This is a genomic window from Synergistota bacterium (assembly GCA_025060595.1).
Taxonomy (GTDB): domain Bacteria; phylum Synergistota; class GBS-1; order GBS-1; family GBS-1; genus 42-11.
This window is the reverse complement of record JANXBX010000002.1, coordinates 120,739-132,903: the sequence shown is the minus strand read 5'-3', so window position 1 is coordinate 132,903 and position 12,165 is coordinate 120,739. Positions and strand designations below refer to the sequence as shown.

At 43.5% G+C, this 12,165-nt stretch carries 12 protein-coding genes and 1 other annotated feature; of the genes, 11 read left to right on the top strand and 1 reads right to left on the bottom strand.

Annotation, left to right across the window (positions count from 1 at the left end; translation table 11 throughout):
- Nucleotides 1–9: 9 nt before the first annotated feature.
- The 3 genes from NZ900_02015 (at nt 10) to NZ900_02005 (ending at nt 2,814) form a co-directional block, all read left to right on the top strand.
- On the top strand, nt 10–999 hold the full coding sequence (locus tag NZ900_02015; GenBank protein ID MCS7232869.1) for a TRAP transporter substrate-binding protein: 990 nt from the start codon (nt 10–12) through the stop codon (nt 997–999).
- A gap of 63 nt (nt 1,000–1,062) precedes the next feature.
- Entirely contained in the window at nt 1,063–1,827 is a 765-nt protein-coding gene (locus NZ900_02010; protein MCS7232868.1) for an SDR family oxidoreductase, read from the top strand.
- 3 nt (nt 1,828–1,830) lie between these two features.
- Nucleotides 1,831–2,814: an alcohol dehydrogenase catalytic domain-containing protein gene (locus tag NZ900_02005; GenBank protein MCS7232867.1), complete on the top strand. Its 984-nt coding sequence runs from the start codon at nt 1,831–1,833 to the stop codon at nt 2,812–2,814.
- A 48-nt stretch (nt 2,815–2,862) separates the two neighbouring features.
- On the opposite strand, the gene lysA is transcribed toward NZ900_02005, so the two are convergent.
- Nucleotides 2,863–4,125 carry a diaminopimelate decarboxylase gene (gene lysA / locus NZ900_02000; protein ID MCS7232866.1) on the bottom strand — a complete coding sequence of 421 codons (1,263 nt, stop codon included), beginning with the start codon at nt 4,123–4,125 and terminating at the stop codon, nt 2,863–2,865.
- Nucleotides 4,126–4,252: 127 nt separating this feature from the next.
- Here lysA and NZ900_01995 point away from each other — a divergent pair, with 127 nt between their 5' ends.
- The 8 genes from NZ900_01995 (at nt 4,253) to NZ900_01960 (ending at nt 12,159) form a co-directional block, all read left to right on the top strand.
- Nucleotides 4,253–4,813, top strand: a complete 561-nt coding sequence (locus NZ900_01995) for a type II secretion system protein GspG (GenBank protein MCS7232865.1) — start codon at nt 4,253–4,255, stop codon at nt 4,811–4,813.
- A 5-nt stretch (nt 4,814–4,818) separates the two neighbouring features.
- Nucleotides 4,819–6,075 carry a 3-isopropylmalate dehydratase large subunit gene (locus tag NZ900_01990; protein MCS7232864.1) on the top strand — a complete coding sequence of 419 codons (1,257 nt, stop codon included), beginning with the start codon at nt 4,819–4,821 and terminating at the stop codon, nt 6,073–6,075.
- Nucleotides 6,076–6,088: 13 nt separating this feature from the next.
- Nucleotides 6,089–6,601, top strand: a complete 513-nt coding sequence (locus NZ900_01985) for a 3-isopropylmalate dehydratase small subunit (protein ID MCS7232863.1) — start codon at nt 6,089–6,091, stop codon at nt 6,599–6,601.
- Between the two features lie 84 nt (nt 6,602–6,685).
- Nucleotides 6,686–7,288, top strand: coding sequence for a prepilin-type N-terminal cleavage/methylation domain-containing protein (locus NZ900_01980; protein ID MCS7232862.1), 603 nt, complete (start codon nt 6,686–6,688; stop codon nt 7,286–7,288).
- 60 nt (nt 7,289–7,348) lie between these two features.
- Nucleotides 7,349–7,608, top strand: a binding site (T-box leader).
- Nucleotides 7,609–7,644: 36 nt separating this feature from the next.
- Complete coding sequence (locus NZ900_01975) at nt 7,645–8,862, top strand: argininosuccinate synthase (protein ID MCS7232861.1); 1,218 nt, start codon at nt 7,645–7,647, stop codon at nt 8,860–8,862.
- Entirely contained in the window at nt 8,843–10,237 is a 1,395-nt protein-coding gene (gene argH / locus NZ900_01970; protein ID MCS7232860.1) for an argininosuccinate lyase, read from the top strand. The genes NZ900_01975 and argH overlap by 20 nt, the downstream gene beginning before the upstream one ends.
- Before the next feature lie 38 nt (nt 10,238–10,275).
- Nucleotides 10,276–10,446, top strand: a complete 171-nt coding sequence (locus NZ900_01965) for a hypothetical protein (GenBank protein MCS7232859.1) — start codon at nt 10,276–10,278, stop codon at nt 10,444–10,446.
- A 96-nt stretch (nt 10,447–10,542) separates the two neighbouring features.
- Entirely contained in the window at nt 10,543–12,159 is a 1,617-nt protein-coding gene (locus NZ900_01960; GenBank protein ID MCS7232858.1) for an AarF/ABC1/UbiB kinase family protein, read from the top strand.
- Nucleotides 12,160–12,165: the final 6 nt, after the last annotated feature.

Sequence of the window (12,165 nt, the reverse complement as noted above, 5' to 3'; positions counted from 1 at the left end):
GGATGCAGTATGTCAAAGAAGTATCTTGGTTTATTGGTTTTGGGGCTTTTCGCTGTGGTGCTTTTCTTCGGGAGCTTTAATGCTTTAGCTGCTCCAAAAGTTTTGAAGCTTTCATCGGTTCTTCCTGAGGGACATCCTACTCATCAGGCTATGGTTTTCTTTGCTAACTTAGTTAAGGAGAGGACGAAGGGCGAAATAGAGATAAGGGTTTTCCCCAGCAGCCAGCTTGGCGAACAGAGAGATGCCTTAGAGGGTATGAAGGTTGGAACGCTTGAGATGGCCATGGTTGCTGCTGGTCCCTTAGGGCAGTTTGTTCCTCAGGTTGATGTTTTGAACCTGCCTTACATGTTCCGTAATTTAGACCATCTTCATAAGGCCTTGGATGGGGATGCTGGGAAAAAGCTCATAGGTTATATCAATCAGGCGGGTTACGAGTTTCTCTTTTGGATGGATGCCGGATCGAGAAACGTAATAAATAACAAGAGACCTATTTACAAGCCTGACGACCTTAAGGGTTTAAAAATAAGAGTTATGCCCAATAAAATCATGGTAGATACCTTGAATCTTATGGGAGCTATAGCTACTCCTATGGGACAAGGCGAAGTTTATAGCGCCTTACAGCAGGGGGTTATAGATGGATGGGAGAATAATCCTCCTACTCTTTTAACCTTAAAGCTTTATGAGGTTTCTAAGTACTTCTCTTGGACTCGCCACTTTACCGTTCCTGATGTAGTTTTGATGAGCAAGAAGGTTTACGATAGTTTAACGCCCGAGCAGCAGAAGATTATAAAGGAAGCCGCTGTCGAAGGAATGGCTAAGCAGAGACAACTTTGGGCAGACTTTGAGGGCAAGGCTGTTGAGGAGCTTAAGGCTAAAGGTATAGCTTTCAACGATGTTCCAGATCTTACGCCTTTTGCTGAAAAGGTTAAGCCCGTTTGGGAGGGTTATATAGGTAAGTTCGGTAAGGAGCTTATCGATGCGATTCAGGGTGTAAAATAGTTTAAAGGAGGGGCGGGTTTCATCGCCCGTCCCTTATAACGTCATAGGAGGTGTTTGCTTAAAATGGATGTTCTTTCTCTTTTCAGTCTTAAGGATCGTACAGCTATCGTTACAGGTGCGGGAAGCGGTATAGGGCAGGCTATCGCTTTAGGTTTCGCTCAGGCAGGGGCTAAGGTTCTTGCCGTGGGCCATAGCAGCATAGAGGAGACCAAGGAGAAGGCTAAGGCCCAGGGGCTTGATATCATTACCACTACGGCGGATCTTAGCAAGGAAGAGGAAATTAGAAGGGTTGTTGAGTTCGCTTTAAGAGAGATGGGAAGGATAGATATACTCACTTATGTTTCTGGAACTATACGGAGGTCTCCGGCGGAAAAGCATTCTCTTGAGGACTGGGATACTGTAATGAGTCTTAATTTAAGAGGCGCCTTCTTGATGAGCCAGCTTGTAGGTCAAGATATGCTTACACGGGGATATGGCAAGATAATACATATAGCTTCCATGCTTTCCTTTATGGGCGGGTTGAACAACGTTTCTTACACCGCATCAAAGTCCGGCATAGCAGGTTTAGTTAGAGCTTTAGCTAATGAGTGGGCAGGACGAGGTATAAACGTTAACGCCATAGCTCCCGGATGGATAAAGACGAAGCTTACCAAAGCCCTTCAGGAAGATCCAAATCGTTACAACACTATACTTGCGAGGATTCCGGCTGGGCGTTGGGGTGATCCTGAGGACCTAATTGGTGCAGCTATATTCCTTGCCTCTCGCGCTTCTGACTATGTTAACGGTCATATACTTGCGGTAGATGGTGGGTATTTAGCAAGGGGGTAGACTATGAGGGCCTTAGTTTACGAGGGGCCTAATGATGTTAAGGTTGAGGATATTCCGATTCCCAAGCTTAAAGAGGGCGAGGCCTTAATAAGGGTGGCTTATGCTGGCATATGCGGTAGCGATCTTATGATTTCCGCAGGTAAGCATCCAAGGGCTCGTCCACCGCTTGTTTTGGGACACGAGTTTTGTGGCGAAGTTGTTGACGTTTATGATGATGAAGATAGGCATTGGATCGGTAAAAGGGTTGCTGTTGAGCCCTTGATAAGCTGTGGGAAGTGTAGACCCTGTCTGGAGGGGAACTACCATGTTTGTGAGAGGCTCGGCTTTTACGGTATAGATGCTCCTGGGGGAATGGCTGAGTATGTTGCTGTTTCTACAAATAGGCTTTATGATGTGGGGGAACTATCTTTTGAGGATGCTGCTATAGTTGAGCCCTTAGCTGTAGCCATTCATGCAGTTAGACGCTCTAACTTTAAGATAGGCGAAAGCTCCGTTATACTCGGAGGAGGTGCCATAGGAAACCTCTTAGCGCAAGTTCTAATCTCTTCTGGTGCTTCTGAAGTTATAATATCAGAGGTTAGCTCCTATCGAAGGGATTACCTTAAGAAACTTCCCGTTAGGGTGGTAAGTCCTGAGGATGGCATCCTTAAGGAAAACATGGCTGATGTTGTCTTTGAGGCAGCTGGTGTTCCAGAAACGGTAGAGCAAGCTTTAAACATAGCTCGCGTTAGAGGAAGCATTGTTCAGTTAGGTTTGCCTAAGGCTCCCGTTCCCTCTAATCTGGTAAAATTGGCTTTCAAAGAGATAACCTGGATCGGATGTAGGGTATACAATAAATGGGATTACCTTGCCTCTATAAATCTTCTTCGTCAGGGTAAGATAAACAAGGAAGCTCTGATAACTCATGTGCTTCCCCTCGAGGAGGGAGCTGGTGGAATAAAGATGCTTAAGGATGGCATTGGCATAAAAATTCTCTTAAAGCCCTAGTTAAGGGGATAAAAGGGTGGGACCGGATCTATATCCCACCCTTTGCTTTTAAAAGAGCCACTCTGGGATTCTCTGTCTGAGTAATAGATCTGAGGTGCTTTCCCTTTCCCTTATGATTTCCCACTTGTTACCGCTTACTAATACTTCAGGGCACCTAGGGCGACCATTATACTGACTACTCATGGCGAATCCATAGGCCCCTGTGTCAAAGAGGGTTATAATATCTCCTTTTTCGACCTTGGGAAGCTTTCGATCCTGAGCTAAAATATCCCCACTTTCACAGATGGGTCCCACTATCGTATAGACCTCTTCCTCGGGTTTATCCATCTTATTAGCAACTGCTACCCTGTGATATGATCCGTAAAGGGTTGGGCGTATAAGAAGGTTAAACCCTGCATCTACTGCGACGAACTTCTTAAAGGCGTTTTTAACTAGATTAACTCTCGTTAGTAGTATAGTGGTATTGCCCACTATGCTTCTTCCTGGCTCAAGATGTAGTTTTGGCCTTGATTTCTTTAACTTTGAGCATATCTCCCTAAATATCGGTATAACCCTGGAGGCCAACTCCTTAGGGGTTGGAGCACCGCTACCGTTATAGTCTATTCCAAGTCCTCCACCTATATTTATAAACTTGAGCTCTATACCCATCTCTTCAAGCTTTGTCGGAAGGTCAAAAATTCCAGTAAGCGCTGCCTCGTAAACTGAAAGATCGAGTATCTGACTTCCCACGTGGAAGTGAATTCCCACGGGCTTTAAGCCTAACTCTAATGCCTTCTTATAAGCCTCTTTAGCTTGTTCGATGGGTATACCGAACTTGGACTCCCTTAAACCGGTTGCTACCTTTGGGTGAGTCTTCGGGTCAACCCCTGGGTTTATTCTACAAGCTATTTCTGGAACCTTACCTTCCTCTTTAGCTATCTCAGAGATGTTTTCAAGCTCTTCGATGCTATCTACGCTAAAGGTTACTCCTGCGGATATAGCTAACCTTATCTCTTCGGGACTTTTTGAGTTTCCGTTAAAGAAGATCTTTGAGCTATCAAATCCTGCTAAAAGCGCTAAGTATATCTCTCCGCTACTGAAGACCTCAGCTCCAAAGCCTTGCTTCTGTATGATCTTCATTATAGCTAGATTGTCGTTTGCCTTCACCGAGTAGAAAACTAAAGCATCAGGAAATGCTTCCTTGTAAGCCTTTAAGTTCTCCTCAAGCTGAAGCTTAGATGTTACATAAAGTGGAGTTCCCAGCTCCTTTACGAGCTCTAATGCGGAAACATCCTCAATATATAAGATCCCGTCTCTGCTTGAAAATACCATGGTATCTCTTCCCCCATTCTATTGTGTTTTAACTTTTGTATGCAATATAACATGTGGTAAGGTAAAAGTCAATTAGGAAGACGATTTAGTATAATCTAAGTAAGGAGGCTAAAGGGGTGATAGTCCTATGAGGTTGAGATGGCGGTACGCCTTTACCGTGGTTGAGCTTTTAGTGGTTATAGCTATAATTGGTGTTATAGTTGCCTTAATTTTGCCTAACGCTTTTAAGTCTATAGAGAAAGCTCGAATATCTCGTCTTTTGGCAGAGGTTAAAGCTATAAAAACAGCTGGCTATCTTTACTATGCTGATACTGGTGACTGGCCCAAGTGGGGTGAAGAGTTTTACGATCCAGGGGTTAATGATGATTACGGTTTTAAGTACTTCATGGAGCCGGATAATAGCGGTAGATGGAATGGTCCTTATCTTGAAAAGCTTCCCACCTACACCCCATGGGGAGGTAGATATCGCTATTGGAAAAGTAGAATTACCGGGATCGTTTATGATATGGCACGGAACCCGATTCCCGTTAACAATACTAAGTGTGCTGTGGTAACTATTGGGGGGTTTAAGAGCGCTGAGCTTCGTGATACTGTGGATCAGCATATAAGGGAAAGCATCGGTTACTCCTATGTTGGTGAGGAGGGCGGAACTTACTACATATCTGTGATAATCTGGATGGAGAGGTGATTTTTATGCACGCGATAGAAAAGATATTAGCGGTTGCTTCTGGAAAGAGGGAGGTTTCCCCAGGAGAGATAGTTTTCGCGAGGATAGATGTCGCTGAGGTTAATGATCTTTATCTTCAGGTGATTAAATCCTTTATTGAGATAGGCGGAGACAGGGTGTACGATCCTGACAGAATCGTATTCGTGTTTGATCACTATAGCCCAGCTCCCACTATTAACTCCGCTGAAAATCATAAGAAGATGAGGGAATTCTGTAGGAAAAGCGGGATTAAAAATCTCTTTGATGTTGGGGAAGGTATCTGTCACCAGGTCTTAATTGAGGGAGGCTTTGTGGGGCCTGGTAAGGTCATAGTTGAAACCGACTCGCATACGACGACCTTGGGTGCCTTGGGAGCCTTTGCTACGGGGGTTGGCTCTACCGATCTTGCCTTGGTTATGAAAACTGGAAAGCTATGGTTTAAGGTTCCACAGGTGATGAGGATAAAAATAAGTGGTAAGCCGGTTCCTGGCATAATGGCTAAGGATGTAATACTTTACATATTAGGTAAGTTAAAGCAAGACATAGCGATATATAAGGCGATAGAGTTCTGTGGCGAGTTTGTGGAAGGTCTATGCATGGATGAAAGGCTTGTTTTGTGTAACATGGCTGTTGAGATGGGAGCAAAGACCGCTTATATTCAGCCTGACTCTGAAACCTACAATTACTTGAAAGGTATGGGGATCTCCTCCGATGGCTTTATAGAGTATAAGACCGATCCAGATTATGAATATGCTTCTTATTATGAGTTTGATGTTAGCTCGTTAATTCCTCAGGTTTCTCTGCCTGGGAGCGTCGATAATGTAGTAGACGTTTCCTCTTGTGAAGGTGTGGAAATAGATCAGATTTTCGTGGGAACGTGCACAGGTGGAAGGCTGAATGACATAAGGGTTTTATCGGAAGTTTTGGATGGTAATAAGGTAAAGGATGGTGTAAGGCTGATAGTTATCCCTGCCTCTAAGAGGATCTTCATGGAGGCTTTAAAAAGAGGATATGTGGAAAAGCTTCTTAATGCTGGTGCTATATTTGCCACGCCCGGTTGCGGCCCTTGCTTGGGTGCTCATGCGGGCGTTTTAGCTTCTGGAGAGAGATGCCTTTCTACATCAAGTCGAAATTTCCCTGGAAGGATGGGAAGCGTTGAAGCTAAGATATACCTTTGCTCTCCTATGGTTGCAGCCTTCTCTGCCCTATATGGTAGGATAACGAACCCCTTAAGGTTTCTATAAGGAGGTGTTGGCCTTGAGCTTAATAGAAGGTGTAGCCTTCGTTTTTGGGGATAATATAGACACCGATCAGATCTACCCTGGCAGATATCTTGATATATCTGATCACATTGAGATTGCTAAGCATGCTATGGAAGGTGTGGATCCGAACTTCGCTAAAAAGGTTTCCTTGTCTTCTGAAGGTAAGCCCATATTGATAGCAGGTAGAAACTTCGGTTGTGGCTCCTCAAGGGAGCATGCTGTAATAGCGTTAAAGGGTATAGGCGTTCAGGCTGTGGTTGCAAGGTCCTTTGCCAGGATATTTTACAGGAACTCCCTGAATCAAGGATTGCTTTTAATTGAAGTACCTGATCTTGACGTTGGGAAGGTTAAGGAGGGTATGAAGGTAAGGATAAGCTTAAAGGACGGTATCTTGGAAGTAGGGGAAATTAGCCTTAAGTTTAAGCCCTTTGAGGAGAGATTGCTTAAGATCTTCTTAGAGGGAGGGGTAATATCTTACATTAAAAAATACGGAAGCTTTGATTTTTAATGTCAATAGATTATGTTCTCCTAGGGTTACCTTGTACGGATAAGGGGTTTTTAGTTTAGCTATTTAGAGGTGGTGATTGTTTTCATGAAGCGCAGAGCTTTTACTCTTGTTGAGCTTTTAGTGGTTATAGTGATAGTTGGGATACTTTTGGCTATACTTTATCCAAGTTTTCATAAGGCTATTTTAAAGGCTAAGGTTTCTCGCGTCTTAGCGGACATATATGCCATAAAGTCTGCTGCTTTAGTTTATTATGCAGATACGGGTAGGTTTCCACCTGATGACGATCCTTATAGAAATATAGGCTTAATTTATCACGGAATAGACTTTCTAGAGAACCGGGCTGGAGTTACGGGATGGAATGGACCTTATCTCGATAAATGGCCTAAGAATCCATTCTGTGTGAGGGTACCTACAACGTATGAATCTGGCTATCAATGGGAGGGTATTTGGGTTCCCCCTGGCTGCCCTGATGTTACTACGCATGGTTTTGACTTCGGTAATGGGAACGAACCTTGCATAGAGATAGGAATACTTGACTTGAACCTTGAGGATAGGATGCGAGTCCATCTTATGATTGATAAGGCTATAGATGATGGCAATCATACCGCTGGTAATTATAGAGTTAGAGTTGAGCCTGGTAATGAGTGGTACTGGGGCTATTATAGGGTTTCGATCAATCCAAGGTAAATTATTTTTGATTGACTTTTCCCCTTTTTTGCTCTATAATTCAAATAAACTTAATATCGTCTAAAGGCTGTGAAGGGGTGAAGTAGGCTTCGCTTTACCGACAGAGAGGAGGCGTCAGGCAGGCTGAGAGCGCTTCTCGGTTTTAAGGCGAGGCTGAAACGGGCTCCTGAGCTGAGACCCGAAGAAAGGAGCTTATCCAAGTAGGGTTCTCCGGGTGGCTCCGTTATAGGCCAGCGAGCGGGTAGGAAAGAGATTAATATCTTTCCTATCAAGGAGGGTGGCACCGCGAGGCTTCATTGATAAGAGGCCCCGTCCCTTTGTTTAAAAGGGACGGGGTTTAAAAATTTTTGATGGGGGTGGTAATTTTGAAGGTTGTTTTAGCATATTCAGGGGGTCTTGACACATCAGTTGCGATTAGGTGGATTCAGGAGGAATATAATGCTGAGGTTATAGCCCTAACCGTTGACGTAGGACAAGGGGGAGATTTTGAGCTTATAAGGCAGAGGGCCCTAAAGGCTGGGGCATCTAAAGCTTACGTGGTTGATGCTAAAGAGGAGTTCGCTCGCGATTTTGTTCTCCCAACGCTTAAGGCTAACGGATTATATGAGGGTAAGTATCCTCTACTTTCCTCCCTATCGAGGCCGCTTATAACCAAGCACCTGATAGAAGTTGCTGAAAGGGAGAAAGCTGAGGCAGTGGCTCACGGTTGCACAGGGAAAGGTAACGATCAGGTTAGGTTTGAGGTAAGCGCTATGTATCTGAAGCCATCTATTAAGGTTGTAGCTCCTGTGAGAGAGTGGAACTTTAAGTCACGTGAGGAGGAAATAGAGTATGCTGAAGAGCACGGAATTCCGGTCCCAGTTACAAAGAAGAAGCCTTACAGTATAGATGAGAACCTTTGGGGTAGAAGCATAGAGTGTGGTGTTCTTGAGGATCCTTGGGTAGAGCCTCCTGAGGATGCCTTTGAGATTACGGTTCCAGTGGACAAAGCTCCCGATGAGCCGGAATATATAGAGATAACCTTTGAGAGAGGGGCACCGGTTGCCATTAACGGTAAGAGGTATGAGAAGTTGTCTGAGTTGATAATGGATTTGAACAAAATTGCTGGAAGGCATGGGGTTGGTAGAATAGATATGATAGAGGATAGACTTGTGGGTATAAAGTCTCGTGAGGTTTACGAGACTCCCGCCGCTAAGGTTTTGATCGAGGCTCATAAGGATCTTGAGATGCTTACGCTTCCGAGGGAGGTAATGGAGTTTAAACCTATAGTAGATAAAAGATATGCGGAGCTTGTCTATTACGGTTTGTGGTATTCTCCCTTGAGGAAGGCCTTCGATGCTTTCATTGATAGCCTTCAGGAAAGGGTTTCAGGAACCGTAAGGGTTAAGTTATGGAAAGGTAACTGTGTAGTTGTCGGAAGGAAGTCTGAATATGCTATGTATAGGTATGAGCTTGCAACCTATGATAAGGCTGACAAGTTTGATCACAAGGCGGCCAAAGGGTTCATAGAGCTTTGGGGTTTGCCGCTTAAGGTTTACTCGATGGTGGAGAAATATGCTGAGAGGAAGGTTTAACCGAGAGCCGTGTAACTTACTTTTAGACTATACCGTTGATTTAGATATAGAGAAAAAGCTTGCTCTTTATGACCTTAAAACTAATATTGCCTATGCTAAGGCCCTTAATAGGGCTGGAGTATTATCTGAAGAGGAGTTAAAAGCTATCCTTAACGGCCTTAAGGAGATAGAGGGGGAGCTCCTTAACGGGAGCTTCCCTTGGAGAAAAGAGCTTGAAGATGTTCATATGAATATCGAGAAAAGGCTTGCTGAAAAGGTTGGCGACATCGGATACAAGATACACACTGGAAGAAGCAGAAATGAGCAAGTTTTGACAGACTTAAAGCTTTTACTTAAGGATGAGCTTAAGATCATATCTTGCGCCTTGCTTCATCTTTTAGATACCCTTTTAGATATCTCTAAAAGGTATATAGGGGTAATTATGCCGGGTTTCACTCACTTTCAACCTGCCCAGCCGGTCCTTTTTTCTCATTGGCTTATGTCTTATTTTTGGGGTTTTGCTAAGGATGCTAAAAAGCTCCCCCTATTTTATGAGGAGATAGATTCTCTTCCTCTTGGCTCTGGAGCCTTAGCGGGGACTGCTTTTCCATTGGATAGAGAGCTTTTGGCTGAGGAGCTTGGCTTTTCTAAAATTTCGGAGAATAGCTTATATGAAGTAAGCTTCCGAGATTTTCTCTTAGATCTTCTTTATCTTTTCTCTTCCTTGATGATGAGATTCAGCAAGCTCTCAGAGGAGCTCATAATATTCTCTAATCCGGCTTTTTCCTTTATAGAGCTTTCCGATGCCTTTACCACAGGAAGTAGTATGATGCCTCAGAAGAAGAATCCGGATATAGCTGAGCTTGCTCGTGGAAGAAGCGCTAGAGTTTTAGGTGCTTTAACCTCTATGTTTACTCTGCTTAAAGCTCTTCCCTCTGGTTACAACAGAGATCTTCAAGAGGATAAGCCCATATTCTTTGAGGCCCTTAAGGTTACTAAGCTTACTCTTCAGGTTTTTCCAAGGATGCTTCTTGAGATGAAAGTTAAGGAGGATAGAATTTCAAGCTCTCTTGATGAGTTTCTTCTTTCTACGGACTTGGCTGATTATCTAGTTTTAAAGGGGCTTCCCTTTAGAAAGGCTCATGAAATAATAGGTTCCATCGTTAGATATGCCATAGATGAGGGTAAGAAGCTCTCTCAATTGACCTTGGAGGAGTATAAGCGGTTTTCGGAGCTTTTCGACGAGGGGCTCTATAAGTTTTTAGATTTCAGTTTCAGCGTTAAAAGAAGAGATGTCCCGGGAGGGACCTCTCAAGAAAGCGTAAGAAGGCAGTTGGAAAGCGGAGAAATTTTTATAAATGAGCTAATTAAAGTTAAGCCCTTTTCCGATATATAAGCGGGAGGACCTTCCAGGGAAGGGCAGGTGATCTAAGGATGGACGGTATAGAAGGGATAATTAGCTCTAAGTTAGCTATGGATAATTTGAAGCTTTCTTTAAGTGTACAAACAAACTTGTTGAAGAAGGAAATGGAGCTTCAAGAGGAGATAATGAGGATATTGCTTCAATCCATGGGCATAGGAGGGAATATTGACATAGCTGCCTAAAGATAGGTATGGAGGCCTTCCGGAAGGGGATGCCCTTTAACTTAAGGGGCATCCCCTATTTTATTTTTCGCTCTTTGTGATATACTTTAATACGCAATGCTAAAGTATAGGAACCTCAAGAGATATAGGGAAATAGCTCAGGTTTTGTTTAAATATGGTTTTGGATATGTGGTTGAAAGGGTGGGGCTTTCTCGCTTTTTTAGAGGAAAGAGGGAATTCGTAGCCTATCCTAGGCTCTCCGGTCCTGAGCGAATAAGGAAAATGCTTGAGGAGCTGGGACCAACTTTCGTCAAACTGGGTCAAGTCCTAAGCGTCAGACCGGATTTGATACCCTTTGAGTATGTGCTTGAGTTTAGGAAGCTTCAGGATCACGTTTCTCCCTTGCCCTTTGAAGTTATAAAGGAGGAGATAGAAAGAGAGCTTAAAAGGCCCATTGATGAGCTTTTCGAGTGGATAGATCCCGTTCCTATAGCTTCTGCCTCAATAGCGCAGGTCCACAAGGGAAAGATAAGGGATACGGATAAATTCGTTGTTCTTAAGGTTCAACGTCCGGGTATAGAAAGGATCGTTGAGTCTGATTTGGATATAATGTACCACTTTGCAAGCTTGATAAAGAGGCACTTTTCTGAGGAGCTGACCTTTGATCCTGAAGAGGTTGCGGATGAGTTTGCTAACGCCATAAGGAAAGAGCTTGATTTCGATAATGAAAAGAGAAATATAAAGAGGTTTGCGAGGTTTTATGGGGATGATCCATATCTTGTGGTTCCGAACGTCTATGAGGAGCTTTCCACCAGTAAGCTTCTTGTTATTGATTACATAGATGGGATTAAACCTGAAAGCAGGGAGGTTCTTATTAAGCACGGTATCGATCCAGATGAGGTAGTAAGAAGAGGAGCTCATCTTGTATTCAGGCAGATATTTGTTGTGGGCTTTTTTCACTCTGATCCTCACCCTGGTAACATCCTTGTTCTTAAGGATGGTAGGCTTGCCTTTCTGGATTTCGGCCAGATGGGTAGAGTTCACGAGGATTTGGTTAGTAGCCTATGCGATGTGTTAAGCGCTTTCTTAAGAAAAGATACTGCTGGCATAATAGATATACTGATTGAAATGGGCGTGATGAAAGCAATTCCCCCAACCGGCTTGAGGACAGCCTTAAGGGACTTTATTGAGGATTACTATGATATTCCCCTAGGAGAGATAAAGTTAGGCAAGCTTATCGATGAGATGAACGAGATCTCTCTTAAATACGGATTAAGGCTTCCTAAAGAGCTAGTTTTGCTTTCCAAGGCTATTGCTACCTTAGAGGGAATGGGCGCCAACCTTTCCCCTAGCTTTAACTTCCTTGATGCTGTAAAAGGTGAAGTATTTGAGCTATATAAGAGAAGGTATTCTTCTTTTAGGGTATCTTCCTTATGGAAACACGGTTTAAGGGAGCTTGATAAAGTTTTTTTAAAATTTCCCTATGCTTTAAGCTCTTTGCTTAAAGTTTTAGAAGGTGGTAAAATAACAGTGAAGTTGGAATCAGATGGAAGAGATGAGATAGCCGAGGGCCTTAAGACCCTCTCAAGAAGTGTGCTCTTAGGTTTTTTGTTTTTAGGCTTTATTTATCTTCTTCCTAGGATTTCAAGAAGTGATCTGAAAAGCTGGGCAGTGTTGTTTTTGTTCTCTCTCGCTGGCTTTATCCTAGGGCTAATAGTTAAAAGAGGAGGCTGAGACGAG

Excerpts from the sequence above, each read along its gene's own strand:
- NZ900_02015 (MCS7232869.1), top strand. The coding sequence starts at position 10 with ATGTCAAAGAAGTATCTTGGTTTATTGGTTTTGGGGCTTTTCGCTGTG.
- NZ900_02010 (MCS7232868.1), top strand. The coding sequence starts at position 1,063 with ATGGATGTTCTTTCTCTTTTCAGTCTTAAGGATCGTACAGCTATCGTT.
- NZ900_02005 (MCS7232867.1), top strand. The coding sequence starts at position 1,831 with ATGAGGGCCTTAGTTTACGAGGGGCCTAATGATGTTAAGGTTGAGGAT.
- lysA (MCS7232866.1), bottom strand. The coding sequence starts at position 4,125 with ATGGTATTTTCAAGCAGAGACGGGATCTTATATATTGAGGATGTTTCC.
- NZ900_01995 (MCS7232865.1), top strand. The coding sequence starts at position 4,253 with ATGAGGTTGAGATGGCGGTACGCCTTTACCGTGGTTGAGCTTTTAGTG.
- NZ900_01990 (MCS7232864.1), top strand. The coding sequence starts at position 4,819 with ATGCACGCGATAGAAAAGATATTAGCGGTTGCTTCTGGAAAGAGGGAG.
- NZ900_01980 (MCS7232862.1), top strand. The coding sequence starts at position 6,686 with ATGAAGCGCAGAGCTTTTACTCTTGTTGAGCTTTTAGTGGTTATAGTG.
- argH (MCS7232860.1), top strand. The coding sequence starts at position 8,843 with ATGCTGAGAGGAAGGTTTAACCGAGAGCCGTGTAACTTACTTTTAGAC.
- NZ900_01965 (MCS7232859.1), top strand. The coding sequence starts at position 10,276 with ATGGACGGTATAGAAGGGATAATTAGCTCTAAGTTAGCTATGGATAAT.
- NZ900_01960 (MCS7232858.1), top strand. The coding sequence starts at position 10,543 with ATGCTAAAGTATAGGAACCTCAAGAGATATAGGGAAATAGCTCAGGTT.